At 69.7% G+C, this 14025-nt stretch carries 14 protein-coding genes; 10 read left to right on the top strand and 4 right to left on the bottom strand.

What is annotated here, in order from left to right; translation table 11 throughout:
• Positions 1 to 2: 2 nt before the first annotated feature.
• From C4F17_RS06245 to fabG, 9 genes are read left to right on the top strand one after another with little or no spacing between them, the layout of a single operon-like run.
• Positions 3 to 647, top strand: coding sequence for a hypothetical protein (locus C4F17_RS06245; protein ID WP_081271697.1), 645 nt, complete (start codon positions 3 to 5; stop codon positions 645 to 647).
• A gap of 16 nt (positions 648 to 663) precedes the next feature.
• Positions 664 to 2376, top strand: coding sequence for an AMP-binding protein (locus C4F17_RS06240; protein WP_234382614.1), 1713 nt, complete (start codon positions 664 to 666; stop codon positions 2374 to 2376).
• Positions 2376 to 3407 carry an acyl-CoA synthetase gene (locus tag C4F17_RS06235; protein WP_081271699.1) on the top strand — a complete coding sequence of 344 codons (1032 nt, stop codon included), beginning with the start codon at positions 2376 to 2378 and terminating at the stop codon, positions 3405 to 3407. The genes C4F17_RS06240 and C4F17_RS06235 overlap by 1 nt, the downstream gene beginning before the upstream one ends.
• A complete protein-coding gene (locus tag C4F17_RS06230) occupies positions 3379 to 4011 on the top strand; it encodes a LolA-related protein (protein ID WP_106934655.1) in 633 nt (210 codons plus the stop codon). Before C4F17_RS06235 ends, C4F17_RS06230 begins: the two co-directional genes overlap by 29 nt.
• The gene (locus tag C4F17_RS06225) at positions 4008 to 6404 is read left to right on the top strand and encodes an MMPL family transporter (RefSeq protein ID WP_106934654.1); all 2397 of its coding nucleotides are present in this window, start codon (positions 4008 to 4010) and stop codon (positions 6402 to 6404) included. The genes C4F17_RS06230 and C4F17_RS06225 overlap by 4 nt, the downstream gene beginning before the upstream one ends.
• A 17-nt stretch (positions 6405 to 6421) precedes the next feature.
• Complete coding sequence (locus tag C4F17_RS06220) at positions 6422 to 7243, top strand: polysaccharide deacetylase family protein (RefSeq protein ID WP_199851920.1); 822 nt, start codon at positions 6422 to 6424, stop codon at positions 7241 to 7243.
• Positions 7240 to 8016, top strand: a complete 777-nt coding sequence (locus tag C4F17_RS06215; RefSeq protein WP_106934652.1) for a class I SAM-dependent methyltransferase — start codon at positions 7240 to 7242, stop codon at positions 8014 to 8016. The genes C4F17_RS06220 and C4F17_RS06215 overlap by 4 nt, the downstream gene beginning before the upstream one ends.
• Complete coding sequence (locus C4F17_RS06210; protein WP_106934651.1) at positions 8013 to 8486, top strand: hydroxymyristoyl-ACP dehydratase; 474 nt, start codon at positions 8013 to 8015, stop codon at positions 8484 to 8486. Before C4F17_RS06215 ends, C4F17_RS06210 begins: the two co-directional genes overlap by 4 nt.
• Complete coding sequence (gene fabG / locus C4F17_RS06205; RefSeq protein ID WP_081270487.1) at positions 8483 to 9214, top strand: 3-oxoacyl-ACP reductase FabG; 732 nt, start codon at positions 8483 to 8485, stop codon at positions 9212 to 9214. Before C4F17_RS06210 ends, fabG begins: the two co-directional genes overlap by 4 nt.
• A gap of 519 nt (positions 9215 to 9733) precedes the next feature.
• Here the strand turns inward: fabG and C4F17_RS06200 are convergent.
• The 4 genes from C4F17_RS06200 to C4F17_RS06185 are packed head-to-tail and all read right to left on the bottom strand — an operon-like array spanning position 9734 to position 13137.
• Positions 9734 to 10510 carry a glycosyltransferase family 2 protein gene (locus tag C4F17_RS06200; protein ID WP_106934650.1) on the bottom strand — a complete coding sequence of 259 codons (777 nt, stop codon included), beginning with the start codon at positions 10508 to 10510 and terminating at the stop codon, positions 9734 to 9736.
• Positions 10477 to 11274, bottom strand: a complete 798-nt coding sequence (locus C4F17_RS06195; protein WP_106934649.1) for a lysophospholipid acyltransferase family protein — start codon at positions 11272 to 11274, stop codon at positions 10477 to 10479. Before C4F17_RS06195 ends, C4F17_RS06200 begins: the two co-directional genes overlap by 34 nt.
• Before the next feature lie 31 nt (positions 11275 to 11305).
• Entirely contained in the window at positions 11306 to 12340 is a 1035-nt protein-coding gene (locus C4F17_RS06190) for a chorismate transformation enzyme, FkbO/Hyg5 family (protein WP_106937455.1), read from the bottom strand.
• Positions 12341 to 12348: 8 nt separating this feature from the next.
• Positions 12349 to 13137, bottom strand: coding sequence for a class I SAM-dependent methyltransferase (locus C4F17_RS06185; RefSeq protein ID WP_106934648.1), 789 nt, complete (start codon positions 13135 to 13137; stop codon positions 12349 to 12351).
• A 116-nt stretch (positions 13138 to 13253) separates the two neighbouring features.
• Between C4F17_RS06185 and C4F17_RS06180 the strand changes: the two genes are divergently transcribed.
• Positions 13254 to 13979: a YebC/PmpR family DNA-binding transcriptional regulator gene (locus tag C4F17_RS06180; protein ID WP_081270492.1), complete on the top strand. Its 726-nt coding sequence runs from the start codon at positions 13254 to 13256 to the stop codon at positions 13977 to 13979.
• Positions 13980 to 14025: the final 46 nt, after the last annotated feature.

Here is a 14025-nt window from a genome sequence, read left to right as displayed (position 1 = left end):
CCATGTCTCGATGGCGATTGGCGCTCCTGCTGCTGATGGGAGTCGCTTATGCCGGCCTCTCTCACTGGATGACGCTGTTCCACGCCACCGAGCCGTGGGCGGTGGTGGTGTTGCTGGGGCCGCTGTGGCTTGCCGCCGTGGGCTTTGCCGCCAGCCGCTTCGGCGGCTGGGGCTGCGCCGGCGCGGTTGCGCTGGGCATTGCCGGCTTCGTGCTCGTCTTCCTCGGTGAGGCCGGCGACCCGAACCGCCTCTACGTGCTCCAGCACGTGGGCATCAACGCGCTGCTGTGCGGCTGGTTCGGCTCCACGCTGCGCGGCCGCGGCCTGCCGCTGATCACCCAGTTCGCCCAGCGCGTGCACCCGCTCAAGGGCCACATGCTGGCCTACACCACGCAGCTCACGCGCATCTGGACGGCGTACTTCGCGGTCGTGGTGCTGGCGTCCATCGCCATCTACCTGACGCGGCCTTTCGCCGACTGGTCGCTGTTCGCCAACGTGCTGTCTCCCATCATGGTGGGCGTGCTGTTCGTCGGCGAACACCTGGTGCGCTACCGGCTGCATCCCGAATTCGAACGTACGCGCCTGGTCGATGCGGTGCGTGCGTTCTATGGCACGTCGTCGGTGGATTCCAGCGCCGGCGGCCAATGACACAGGCGCTGCCCGCGTGACGACGACAGACAACTCCCTCCTGCCGCTGCTCGCGGACCGCGACCCCGATGCGCCCCTGGCCTGGCGAGCCGGCGTGCCCGTGAGCGCCCGGCAATTCCTGGCCGACGTGGCCCGCTTCGCCCCGGAACTGCCTGACGACGGCCCCGCGGTCAACCTGTGCGTCGATCGCTATGCCTTTGCCGTGAGCCTGGGCGCCGCCCTGATGCGCGGCCACGCGAGCCTGCTGCCGCCCGATGCCCGGCCCGATACGCTGGCGCGACTGGCCGAATCCGGCGGGCCGCGGCTGTTCACGCTCGTCGACGACCCGAAGCTCCAGACCCCAGGCATGCGGCGCGTGCTGATCGAAGACCGCTCCAGCCTCGAAGGCAACCCGAACGCTGCAGTGCCCCGGATAGAGGCCGGCCTGCACGCCGTCAGCCTGCTGACCTCGGGCTCGACCGGCGTGCCTCAGCCGCATGCCAAGACCTGGGGCACGCTGGTGGGCGACGTGGCGGTGGCGGTCAAGCGGCTGTGCCGCGTGCTCGGGCGGTCCTCGCTCGAAGGCCTGACGCTGGTCGCTACCGTGCCGGTGCAGCACAGCTACGGCATCGAATCGTCGGCGCTGCTGGCCATGCTGGGTGGCGCGGCCTTCGAAAGCGGGCGGCCGTTCTTTCCCGCCGACGTGGCGCAGACGCTGGCCTCGGTGCCGCGCCCGCGCGCGCTGGTGACCACGCCGTTCCACCTCAAGACGCTGCTGCTGTCGGGCATCGCGCTGCCGCCGGTGGACCTGATTCTCTCGGCCACCGCGCCGCTGTCGCCGCAGCTCGCGCTGCAGGCCGAGCAGGCCATGGGCGCCGTGCTGCTCGAGATCTACGGCAGCACCGAGTCGGGCCAGGTCGCCACGCGCCGCACCACCGAAAGCGAAGTCTGGGAAACCTTCGGCGACATCCGCGTGCACGCCGAGCCGGGCGAGGAGGGCGGGCCCGAGCGCTTCATCTTCAGCGGCGACTTCATACCCGAGCCCACGCCCATGGCCGACGTGCTCGAACTGCTCGACGAGCGCCGCTTCCGCCTCTTCGGGCGCGCCAACGACCTGATCCACGTGGCGGGCCGGCGCAGCTCGCTGGCGCACCTCAACTACCACCTCAACAGCATTGCCGGCGTGGAAGACGGCGCCTTCTGGCTGCCCGACGAGGTGGCCGACGGCGTGGTGCGGCCGGTGGCCTTCGTGGTGGCGCCGACGCTTTCGGCGGGGGACATCGTCGCCGCGCTGCGGCAGCGGCTCGAAGCCGTGTTCGTGCCGCGCCGCGTGGTGCAGGTCAAGGCCTTCCCGCGCGAGGGCACCGGCAAGCTCACGGTGCGCGCGCTGCGCGAATTCGCGCTGGCGCAACTCGCCGAGGACGACACGCCGGTGCAGCTGGGCCTCACGGTGCCGGCCGATCACCCGGTCTTTGCCGGCCATTTCCCGGGCCAGCCCCTGGTGCCTGGCGCCTTGCTGCTGGCTGAAGTGCTGGAGGCCGTGCGGCGCGTGCCGGCCCTGTCCGCCCGGCTCGGCGCCAACCCGACGCTGGCCGCCGCCAAGTTCCTGGCGCCCGTGCGGCCCGGCAGCACGCTCTCCATAGAGCTGCATCCGGAGGCCGGCGCGGGACGCGGCGTGCGCTTCGACGTGCGTTGCGACGGCGTGGTGGCTGTCACCGGACGATGGACGGCCGTGCAAGAGTCGGCGTGATGAAGCACACCGATGTCGAAGCGCGCGCCGTGAACGAGGCGGCCCAGGCGCCCCGGTCCGCGCCGAAGGGGGAAAAGAGTGAAAAGGGCGAAAAGGGCGATTGGGCCCACGCGCCCGAGCGCAGCAACATGCTCGCGCTGCGCTTCATCTGCTTCATGGCGGTGGTGTGCGGGCGCCATGTCACGCGGCTGCTGCTGCCGCCCATCAGCCTTTATTTCCTGCTGTTCCTGCCTGCGCAGCGGCGGCACATCAAGCGCTACCTGTTCAGGGCCATCGGCCCGCACGCCGGCTGGATCGACGGCTACCGCCTGCTGCACGCCTTTGCCTCGACGGTGCTCGACCGGGTGTACTTCCTGCGCGGGCGCATGGATCTCTTCAAGGTCAGGATCGACGGCACCCCGCCGATCGACAACGAGCTCGCCCAAGGCCGCGGCGCCTTCCTGCTCGGCGCCCACGTCGGCAGCTTCGAGGCGCTGGGCGCCTGCCGCCAGCAGACGCGCCAGCAGGACCTGCGCGTCGCGATGCTGATGTACCCGGACAACGCACGCCGCATCAACGCCACGCTCGACGCCATCGCGGTGCCCGAGCTGCGGCCGCACGTCATCGCGCTGGGCCGGCCGCATTCGATGCTGGCGCTGCGCGACTGGCTCGACGGCGGCGGCCTTGCCGGCATCCTGGCCGACCGCACGCTGCCGGGCAGCGAAGACCAGGCGCAGCACCAGCGCGGCAACAATATCGTGCTGCCGTTCCTGGGGCAGCCGGCGTGCTTCAATGACGGTCCCTTCCGGCTTGCGGCGCTGTTGCGCCGCAAGGTGTTCTTCATGGCGGGCCTCTACGGCGGCGGCGCGCGTTACGACGTGCAGTTCGATGCGCTGGCCGACTTCGGCGAGCCGATGTCGGGCATGGCGGAGCGCGAAGCGCGCATCCGCGCCGCGCTGGAGGCCTATGTCGCGCGGCTCGAGTCGCTGTGCCGCGCCCACCCCTACAACTGGTTCAATTTCCATGATTTCTGGCTCGAAGATGCGGCTTGACCGGCTCTGCAAGGTATTCGTGCTGGCACTGGCCTTCTGCGCCGTGCCGGCCTGGGCGGCGTTCGACCTGCCCGAACTGATGACCCTGCTGGCCAGGCAGAAGAGCGGCGAAGCCCGCTTCACTGAACAACGCTTCGTGCACGGCCTCGAAGGCCCGCTCGACGCCAGCGGCACGCTGAACTTCGACGCGCCCGACAAGCTGGTGCGCCGAACCCTGTCGCCGCGCGTCGAGACCATGGCGGTCGAAGGCAACACGCTGACCCTTTCGCGCGGCGGACGCACACGCACGCTGGCGCTGGACAGCATGCCCGAGCTGCAAGGCCTGGTCGAAGCCATGCGCGGCACGCTGACCGGCGACGGCGCCACGCTGCAGCGCTACTTTCGCAGCACCGTAACCGGCTCGGCGGGCAAATGGACGCTCGACCTCGTGCCGCTCGACAGCCGGCTGGCCGCCCAGGTGCGCAGCATGCGCATCAGCGGCCGCGCAAGCGACGTGCTGGGCCTCGAAATGGAATTCATCGGCGGTGACCGCTCGGTCATGAACATCACGCCGAGCGCGCCCAACGCGGCGCCTGCTGGCGCGGCAGGCCGCGGCGCGCCGTGACCGTGGGGCAGGCGGGCGGGCCGCCCAGCTGGGGGCGCAGGGCGGTCGTGCTGCTGGCATGGCTGCTGGTGCTGGTGTGCGGCGCCGTGGTCATCGCGCGCACGCAGATCGGCGCCGACCTGTCGGCCTTCCTGCCCAAGAGCCCCGACGTGCGCCAGCGCGTGCTGATCGAGCAGCTGCAAAGCGGCGTGGCCTCGCGCACGCTGATGCTCGGCATCGAGGGCGGCAGCGTCGAGCAGCGCGCCACGGTGTCGCGCGCGGTGGCCAAAAGCATGCGCGAGAGCCAGCTGTTCGACCTGGTGCAGAACGGCGACGTCAGCGACTGGAGCGACTCCGGCACCTGGGTCTTCGAGCATCGCTACCAGCTCTCGCCGGGCGTGGTGCCGGGTCAGTTCACCGCCGCGGGCCTGCGCGACGCGATCAATGAAACGCTGTCGATGCTCGGTACGCCCGCCGGCAACGTCATCAAGCCGCTGCTCGACCGCGATCCGACCGGCGAGACGCAGCGCATCGCGATGGAACTGGTGCCTGCAAGCGCGCCGCGCAGCGAGGACGGCGTATGGATGTCGCGCACCGCGCCGCGCGCGCTGATGATCGCCACCACGCGCGCCGCCGGCGGCGACCTCGACGCGCAGGCCGTGGCCATCGCGCGGGTGAACTCGGCCTACGAGGCCGCCTCGCGCGGCATGGGTGCCGACGCGCCCAAGCTGCTGCTGAGCGGCCCGCCGGTGTTCTCGGTGATGAGCCGCGACAAGATCAAGACCGAAGCCATCCATCTCGCGGTGGTGGGCGGCATCGTGATGGGCGGGCTGCTGCTGCTGGCCTTTGCGTCGCCGCGCGCGCTGGTCATCGCCTTTTTGCCGGTGGCCACGGGCGTGGTGGTCGGCACCGCCAGCGTGAGCCTGGTGTTCGGCTCGGTGCACGGCCTGACGCTGGGTTTCGGCAGCACGCTGATCGGCGAGACGGTCGACTACGCCATCTACTACCTCATCCAGGCGCGCGGCGCCGCGGTGGCCGGCACCGGCTGGCAGCGCTGGCGCGACCTCAACTGGCCCACGGTGCGGCTCGGGTTGCTGACTTCGGTGTGCGGCTTCGCGGCACTGGTGTTTTCGGGCTTCCCGGGGCTGGCGCAGCTGGGGGTGTTCTCCATTGCCGGGCTGGTGTCGGCCGCGCTGGCCACGCGCTACGTGCTGCCGATGCTGGCGCCCGACGGCGCCACCGGCATGGGCATGCGCCGCTACATGGCGCAGCTCGCGGGCGCGCTGGTGCGCGGCCTGCCGCGCCTGCGCTGGCCGCTGGCCGCGCTCGGCGTGGCGGCGCTGGGGCTGGTGCTGTGGCAGGGCGGCCACCTGTGGCGCGCCGACCTGGGCGCGATGAGCCCGGTGCCCAAGGCAGCCCAGCAGATGGACGAGATGCTGCGCAACGACATCGGCGCCAGCGACGGCGGCGTGCTGGTGGTGGCCTATGGCGACGACGAACAGGCCGCGCTCCGCAACACCGAAGCCGCGGCCGCGCGGCTCGACGCGCTGGTGGACAGCGGCGAGCTCATGGGCTACGAGACCGTCACGCGGGTGCTGCCGAGCGCGCAGACCCAGGCGGCGCGCATCGCCAGCCTGCCGACCAGCGAAGTCCTGCGCGCCAATCTCGCCGAAGCGACGAAGGGGATGCCGCTGCCGGCGTCGCGCCTGGAGCCCTTCGTGCAGGAAGTGGAGGCGGCGCGCAAGCTGCAACCCGTGCAGCGTGCCGATCTGGCCGGTGGTCCGCTGGGCTCGGTGCTCAACACGCTGATGTACCAGCGCCCGGGCGGCGGCTGGGGCACGCTGGTGGTGCTGCATCCGGGCACCAAGTTCGACCAGAAGCGGCTCGAAACCGCACTGGCCGGCCTGCCCGACGTGCAGGTGGTCGACGTCGGCCGCGAGCTGGCCGGCCTGTATCAACGCTATCTGCACGAAGCTTTCGTCCAGGTGCTGCTGGGCGCGCTGGCGGTGGTGGTGCTGCTGGGCATCTACCTGCGCTCGTGGCGCCGGCTGCTGGCCGTGTGCCAGCCGCTGCTGTTCGCGGTGGTGCTCACGCTGGGCGGCATGGCGGTGCTGCAGGCTGCGCTGGGCATCCTGCATCTGGTGGGGTTGCTGCTGATCGTGGCGGTGGGATCCAACTACGCGCTGTTCTTCGACCAGTTGCGCACCACGGGCCAGGCCGACGAAGACACGCTCGCATCGCTGATGCTGGCCAACCTGACGACGGTGGTGTCCTTCGGGCTGATCGCGATTTCCGACATTCCCGCGCTGTCTTCGATCGGCCGCGTGGTCGCGCCGGGCGCGCTGCTGGCGCTGCTGCTGTCGGCGGCATTCGCACGCAGCGTGGGGCCTTCGAAGGCCGCGCGCGGTCGATGAGGGGAAAATCCGGGCCCATGTCTTCCGCCTCCGCCCCTCGTGAATCCTGGCCCTGGCCGCCGGCCATACGCGCCAGTGCGGCATGGCATGTGGCGGCCATCGGCGCGGGCGTGCTGGTGCCGGGCGCGCTGCCGTGGGCCGTGGGCGCCATCGTGCTCAACCATGCGCTCATCACCGGCGCCGGCCTGACGCCGCGCAGCAGCCTGCTGGGCCCCAACATGACGCGCCTGCCCGAAGCGGCGGGCAAGCGCCGCGAGGTGGCGATCACCATCGACGACGGACCGGAGCCCGAGGTCACGCCGCGCGTGCTCGACCTGCTCGACGCGCACGGCCAGCGCGCCACCTTCTTCTGCATCGCCGAGCGCGTGCTGGCGCAGCCCGCCCTGGCGCGCGAGATCGTGGCGCGCGGCCACAGCATCCAGAACCACACGGCGCGGCACCGGCACAACTTCTCCTTCCTCGGGCCGCGCGGCTTCGCCGCCGAAATCGCACGCGCGCAGGACATCCTGAGCGACGTGACCGGCCAGCGTCCGACCTGCTTCCGCGCGCCGGCCGGCCTGCGCAACCCCTTCCTGGAGCCCGTGCTGCACCGCCTCGGCCTTTCGCTGGTGAGCTGGACGCGGCGCGGCTTCGACACGCGCGAAGGCGACGCCGCCAAGGTGATGGCGCGCCTGGACCGCAACCTGCAGGCGCGCGACATCCTGTTGCTGCACGACGGCAACGCCGCGCGCACCGCTGCGGGACAACCCGTTTTGCTGGAGGTATTGCCCTTGTTGCTCGAACGCCTGCGCGCCGATGGACTGCGCGCTGTCACCTTGCCCGAGGGCATGAAATCATGAGTGCGGTGCTGCCTTCGCGGGGCGCCACCGACAAAGCGTGGCGCGAGCTGCACGAAGCCGCGACCATCCCCTACAAGAAGGGCGGCAGCTTTGCCTGGCATTTCGCGCGCGGCAAGCTGGGTCGCGACCCGGTGTTCCGCGGCCTGCTCGAGCGCGGGCTGATCGATGCGCAGCACCGTCGCGTGGTCGACATCGGCTGCGGGCAGGGCCTGTTCGCCAGCCTGCTCGCATCGATGAGCGCAATGCAGAAAAACGGCCGCTGGCCCGCGTCGTGGTCCGCCACGCCGGAAAGCGCCGACTACACCGGCATCGAGCTGATGCCCAAGGACGTGGCGCGCGCCGAGGCGTCTATCGGCCATCTGCAGCCGGCGCCCAAGCTGGTCTGCGCCGACATGTGCTCGGCCGAACTGCCGGACTGCGACCTTGTCGTGATCCTCGACGTGCTGCACTACGTGGACCTCGAAGCGCAACAAGGCGTGCTGACGCGCGTGCGCGACGCGCTGCGCCGCGGCGGCAATCCGCAGGCGCGCCTGCTGCTGCGCGTGGGCGATGCGTCGAGCCGCCGCGGCTTTGCGATCAGCCAGTGGGTCGACCGCACCGTGACGCGCATCCGCGGCCACAAGGTATCGCCGACCTGGGGCCGGCCGCTGGCCGAATGGACCGCATTGCTCGACCGCCTGGGCTTTCGCGTGCACAGCATTCCGATGAGCGAGGGCACGCCCTTTGCCAACGTGCTGCTGGTGGCAGACCTCGAGGAGAGACAGGCCGCATGACCGCACCACAGACGCTCGACCGCGCCGGCATCGCGCAGCGCATTCCGCACAGCGGCAGCATGTGCCTGCTGGAGCGCCTCGAAAGCTGGGACGCCGACGCGATCCATTGCAGCACCACCACGCACGCGCAAGCCGGCAACCCGCTGCGCACCGAGAGTGGCCTGCTTGCGCCGAACGCCATCGAATACGCCGCGCAGGCGATGGCACTGCACGGCAGCCTGCTGGCTGCCGAGGGCAGCACGCCATCGGCCGGCTTCCTGGCGAGTGCGCGCAACGTCAAGCTGGCGGTGGCGCGGCTGGACGACGTCGACGGCGCGTTGCAGGTACGGGCGAAGCGCCTGTCGGGCGACGACCGCCAGGTTCTCTATGAATTCACGGTGAAGGCCGACGACGGCCGATCGCTGGCCGAGGGGCGAGCCGTGGTGGTCCTGAACACGCCGCTGGCTGCGGAAGAAAGCACATCGTCATGAGTCTCGAAGGAAAACGCGCCCTGATCACCGGCGCCAGCGGCGCGCTCGGCGCGGCCATGGCCCGCCGCTTCGCGCGCGAGGGCGCCACGGTGCTGCTGCACGCCAACTCGCGGCCGGAAGCGGTCGAGCAACTGGCCGCGGCCATCTCGGCCGAAGGCGGCAAGGCCGAATGCCATGTGTTCGACCTGCGCAGCGACGAGGCGTGCGCGGCGGCATGCGCGCGCATCCTGGAAGGCGGCCCGGTCCAGATCCTCGTCAACAACGCGGGCGTGCACGACGACGCGGTGCTGCCGGGCATGCGCGCCGAGCAGTGGCACAAGGTGATCGACGTGTCGCTCAACGGCTTTTTCCGTGTCACGCAGCCCTTGCTGCTGCCGATGATGCGCACGCGCTGGGGGCGCATCCTGAACATCTCGTCGGTCGCCGCCATCGCGGGCAACCGGGGTCAGGTCAACTACGCGGCAGCCAAGGGCGCGCTCAACAGCGCGACCAAGGCGCTGTCGCTCGAGGTGGCGTCGCGCGGCGTGACGGTGAATGCGATCGCGCCGGGGATCATTGCCTCGCCCATGGCTGACGCGGTGTTCGATCCGGCGGTCATCAACCAGATGGTGCCGGTGAAGCGGGCGGGGACACCGGAAGAGGTGGCTGCGTTGGCTGCTTTCCTGGCTGGTGACGAGGCCGGGTACATCACTGGGCAGGTGATTTCGGTCAACGGCGGGATGATCTGACGCTTTGACTTTTTGGGTGCGGCGGTGGGTGCTGTGCCCTTGGGCGGCCGACGTCACCGGCCCTTCGGGCTTCCCTGCGCTGCTCGCGACGGGCGGGGTCTCGCAGAACTCGCTTCGCTCAAACAGCTGCGAGCCCTGATCCGCCCGCCGCTGCGCTGCTCGGCGGTGCCTCAACGGCCACCCAAGGGCACAGCACCCACCGCCGTGGACAAGCTGTGGCGCACCCTCCCGCTCAAAGACCAGTCTTTTGTCTTGCTCCCTCTCTCTCTGGGAGAAAGCTGGGGTGAGGGCATCGGCCTCAACCACCCGACAAGCCCGGTGTGCGGTACGGCGCAGTCAGCCCCTCTGTGCCGCCGAGGAGCGCAGCGTTTCGCGGACCAGGGCTCGCAGCTGTTTGAGCGAAGCGAGTTCTGCGAGACCCCGCGAAACGCGAGCACCGCAGGGGAGCCCGAAGGGCCGGCGCAGTGGGGCTGACTGCGCCGTACCGCGTACCGGGCGCTACTCAACAAGAATGAAGATTCAGTCCTGAAACGGCGGCTTTCCAGCCAGCTTCCGAAACACCAACCCCGGCAGCCGCAGCACGAACTCCACCATCAGCCGCGTGTGCATCCACGTCAGCAGCACGTTGTCGCGTCCATAGCGGAAGTGCGAAACCCCGCCTTCCTCGGCGCTCAGGTATTTCACCGGCGCATCGATGTTCACCGGCTTGACCCCGCGCCACGCGAGCCGAACGACGGCTTCGGTGTCGAAGTCAAAGCGCCGCATCCACGGCTGCTTCGCCATCACCGCGATCAGGTCGGCCACGGGATACACCCGAAAGCCGTAGAGCGAGTCGCCCACGCCGGCAAAAAGGGTTTCCAGCTGCGTCCACCCGTTCGACACGCGCCGCCCGCGCACGCGCAACAGCGGCGCGCTCGCATCGAACACCGGACGCCCCAGCACCATCGTCTCGGGCCGCTCCAGCGAGGCTTTCATGAACGCGGGGATCAGGTCCGCCGGATGCTGCCCGTCGGAGTCCATGGTCAGCGCATGCGTGAAACCCGCGTCCTGCGCGGCGCGCAGCCCATGCAGCACCGCCGAGCCCTTGCCCTGGTTCTGCGGCAGTACCCACACGCGCAGGCCGGGGTCGTTGGCCGCCATCTGCTGCAGCCGCTCGCCCGTGCCGTCGTCGCTGCCGTCGACCACCACCCACACCGGGTTCCACTGCGCGCGCGCGGCCTCGACCGTGGAGAACACGCGTTCTCCCGTGTTGTAGCTGGGAATCAGGACAAGGTGGGTGCGCGAGGCGTCTGGCATTCGGGGGACGCGTCGGTGGCGCGCTGTTCCATGTTTTGGCGAAAGTAGTGTTCCAGCTCGGCCTGCAGCACGTCGCTGTCCTGCGTGGCCGCGAAGCGCTTGCCCAGCCGCAGCGTGAAGACGATGGGCAGCGGCGGCACGCGCCACAGCGGCCAGCCCTTGCTGAGGTAGGGCGAGTCGGTGTCGATGAACACCGTCTGGATCGGCGCCTGCGCCAGCTTGGCGATCAGCGTCACGCCGGGGCGAAATGAGTTGAGCGGCGGCGTCACCGTGCGCGTGCCTTCGGGGAAGATCACCAGCTGCCCGCCGTTACGCAGGTCGTTCACCGCCAGCCGCACCATCATGCGCGCCGACTTGTTGCTGATGTAGCGCGCCAGCCTGGCACCCGCGCCGAGGAAGATGTTGCCCATCAGGTCGGCCTTCATGATGCAGGCGCTGCGCGGCAGCCTCGCCACCAGCAGGAGGGCGTCGAGCATGGTCGGATGGTTGGCCACGAAGATCACGCCGGGCTCGTTGCGCATCGGGTCCAGGCAGGTGGAGTCGATGCGCATCATGCCCGTCACCGACGCGAGCCACCAGAACATGCGGTAGGCGAACGCGATGGTCATGCGGCCCAGCGCGCGGGCCGGCCGCGTGGGCATCACGGGGTAGATCAGCATGGCCACGAAATTCCAGACCAGCGAGATCAGGCCCAGGAAAAGCAGCAGTGCGTAAAGCATCAACGCAAGCGGGATCGACGTGAGAATACGCAGCACTCGGGTCATTGAGTCAGTCGGGCGATCGGGCACCGGCAATTCAGGCCCGCAATCGACCGGCGGCGACCGTGTGCGCCTCGATCTCGACCAGCAGGTCGCTGCGGCAGATGTCGGCTTCCAGGTACACGGCGTGGCGCGCCATCGGCGCGTCGGCGCCGAGCGTGCTCTCGATGATGCCGCGCACCGCCTCGGTGTCCGATGGGTGCCGCACGTACACCACGCAGTCGAGCTCGGCCAGCGCGAACTTCGCAGTGCCGCGCTCATTGGCGGCGGTGATCACGGCCTGCAGGTTGCGCAGCGTTTCGCGGGTCTGCTCGCGCACGTCGCCGTGGTGGACGGTTTCGTGCCCGACGATGCTCGCGGTGCCGGAGATGAACAGCGCGATGTTGCCGTCGCCGATGTCCGACAGCGCCGCGCGCGAAAAGGTCGGCGAGCGCGGGCCGTAGGTTTCGGGGTAGCGGTAGGCGGAGACCTGCCGCGGGTTTTCCACCGGCAGCGGCGCCTGCTCGCCCGCCAGGAAGCGGATCGACAGCGCGCCCTGGTGGATGCCCAGCGCGCAGGCCGCCGGCGCGCCCTCGAAGGCGGCGCGGCCGGCTTCGAGGAAGGCTTCCTGGCGGCCGGCGTTGAACTGGCGGTAGCGTTCCAGCCCGCCACCGTCGGCGTTGATCTGCGGCAGGTAGTTCCAGATGCGCTGCAGGTGGGGCGTGCCGGCCTGGTCGAGCGTCTTGAACAGGTCGCTGTAGGCGCGGCGCGCGAGTTCGGTCAGGCCTTGTTTCTCGGCCGCCTCGTCGAGGTCGATGGCGCCCAGCAGCCAGTGGCCGTCGGTGCGCCAGCGCGCGATGCCGGTGGTGCCCGACTCGATGTGCGGGGCCGTCAGGTGCCACACGTCGGCCATTGCGCCGTTGGGCGAGAGCACGCGCGCATTGACCGTCGGCATCCACGCCACGCCGTGCGGCGTGCCGTAGCCCAGCGCCGCGAAGGGCGCCTTGCCGCCGGCGGCCAGCGCCAGGCTGTCGGGCAACGAAAGGCGCTCCACGCGCAGATGGGAAGAAGAGCTTGCGTCCTGGACTTGCACTGTCACTGTCACCTTGCCTCGACGATGTGGTCTGGTTTGATGGCGGTATAGGCAGAGAACACGCCGAGGCTGGCATTCCGGCGCACGTCGCGGAAACCCGCGTCGGCCAGCGCCTGCACCACCTGCTCGGGGGGAATGCAGGCCTCGATCGTGTCCCAGTAGTAGCGCCACAGTTCCGAGGTGTCCCGCCGGCGACCGACCACGCGGGCGATCAGCGGCACCACGGCGCGCATGTAGCCCTTGAGCAGCGCCGTCGCGATGCGGCCCTCGGGCTTGGTAATTTCAAGCACCACCACGCGCCCGCCGGGGCGCAGCACGCGATGGAATTCGCCGAAGGCGGCGGCCACGTCGCTGATGTGGCGCATGGCGTAGCCCATGCTCACGAAGTCGCAGCTGGCGTCGGGCCGGGGCAGGGCCTCGGCCACGCCTTGCACCAGCTCCACACCGGGCAGCTTCACCTGGTCCATCATGCCGGCGCTGGGATCCACGCCCACGAGCTTGCCGGCCGGGCCGATGAGCTTCAGCGCCTCGCGTGCCACCAGCCCGGTGCCGATGCCCACGTCGAGCACCTCGGCGCCGGTCGCAAGGCCCGCCTGCTGCAGTGCCGCACGGCGGTAGGCGGGGCCGGTGCCGAAAGCAAGCACGCTCTCGATGCGGTCGTAGTCGGCCGCCGTGTCGTCGAAGATTCGACGCAGGAACGCCCGGTGCTCTGCCTCGTTGCTGTAGTACAGCGGCAGGGGAGCGTGTGGCGGCAGGACGACGGGTGTCGCGGGGCCGCCTGTAGGCGATGGTGTCATCGAACGATTATCACCAAAAGCCCGGGCGCGAAATCCAGGGGGCGCCGGGCGTTGCGTGCGCCGGACAGTAAACTCGGAGCTTGCTTTGAAAACACAAGACAGCGAGATAGAAAGCCATGGCCGGACATAGCAAATGGGCAAACATTCAGCACCGCAAGGGCCGCCAGGACGAAAAACGCGGCAAGCTCTGGACCCGTGCCATTCGCGAAATCACGGTGGCGGCACGCGCAGGCGGCGCTGATCTGGGCTCCAACCCCCGGCTGCGGCTGGCGGTGGAAAAGGCCAAGGCCGTGAACCTGCCCATCGACACCATCAAGCGCAACATCGACAAGGCCACCGGCAACCTCGAAGGCGTCAACTACGAAGAAATTCGTTACGAAGGGTACGGCATCGGCGGCGCGGCCATCATCGTCGACACCATGACCGACAACCGCGTGCGCACTGTGGCCGAAGTGCGCCACGCCTTCTCCAAGCACGGCGGCAACATGGGCACCGAAGGCTCGGTGGCCTTCCAGTTCAAGCACTGCGGCCAGATCGTCTTTGCGCCCGGCACCGACGAAGACAAGGTGATGGAAGTGGCGCTCGAAGCCGGCGCCGAAGACGTCGTCACCGACGACGACGGCGCCATCGAGGTGCTCACCGCGGTCGCGGATTTCGAAGCCGTCAAGAACGCGCTCGAGGCCGCCGGCCTGAAGCCCGAGGTGGCCGAAGTCACCATGCGCGCGGAGAACCCGGTCGAAGTCACCGGCGAAGACGCCGCGAAAATGCAGAAATTGCTCGACGTGCTCGAGGACCTGGACGACGTGCAGGACGTTTATCACAACGCCTCGTTGTCCGAGTAGGCACGAATGAATGTTTGTTGAATCACAGCGAGAAATGAAGGCCCGC

Source organism: Variovorax sp. PMC12, assembly GCF_003019815.1.
Taxonomy (GTDB): domain Bacteria; phylum Pseudomonadota; class Gammaproteobacteria; order Burkholderiales; family Burkholderiaceae_C; genus Variovorax.
Note: the sequence above shows the minus strand (reverse complement) of the source record. Positions and strands in the feature narration are given on the sequence as shown.

Excerpts from the sequence above, each read along its gene's own strand:
- C4F17_RS06185 (WP_106934648.1), bottom strand. The coding sequence starts at position 13,137 with ATGACACCATCGCCTACAGGCGGCCCCGCGACACCCGTCGTCCTGCCG.
- C4F17_RS06245 (WP_081271697.1), top strand. The coding sequence starts at position 3 with ATGTCTCGATGGCGATTGGCGCTCCTGCTGCTGATGGGAGTCGCTTAT.
- C4F17_RS06215 (WP_106934652.1), top strand. The coding sequence starts at position 7,240 with ATGAGTGCGGTGCTGCCTTCGCGGGGCGCCACCGACAAAGCGTGGCGC.
- C4F17_RS06230 (WP_106934655.1), top strand. The coding sequence starts at position 3,379 with ATGATTTCTGGCTCGAAGATGCGGCTTGACCGGCTCTGCAAGGTATTC.
- C4F17_RS06200 (WP_106934650.1), bottom strand. The coding sequence starts at position 10,510 with ATGCCAGACGCCTCGCGCACCCACCTTGTCCTGATTCCCAGCTACAAC.
- C4F17_RS06195 (WP_106934649.1), bottom strand. The coding sequence starts at position 11,274 with ATGACCCGAGTGCTGCGTATTCTCACGTCGATCCCGCTTGCGTTGATG.
- C4F17_RS06210 (WP_106934651.1), top strand. The coding sequence starts at position 8,013 with ATGACCGCACCACAGACGCTCGACCGCGCCGGCATCGCGCAGCGCATT.
- C4F17_RS06235 (WP_081271699.1), top strand. The coding sequence starts at position 2,376 with ATGAAGCACACCGATGTCGAAGCGCGCGCCGTGAACGAGGCGGCCCAG.
- C4F17_RS06180 (WP_081270492.1), top strand. The coding sequence starts at position 13,254 with ATGGCCGGACATAGCAAATGGGCAAACATTCAGCACCGCAAGGGCCGC.
- C4F17_RS06220 (WP_199851920.1), top strand. The coding sequence starts at position 6,422 with ATGTCTTCCGCCTCCGCCCCTCGTGAATCCTGGCCCTGGCCGCCGGCC.
- fabG (WP_081270487.1), top strand. The coding sequence starts at position 8,483 with ATGAGTCTCGAAGGAAAACGCGCCCTGATCACCGGCGCCAGCGGCGCG.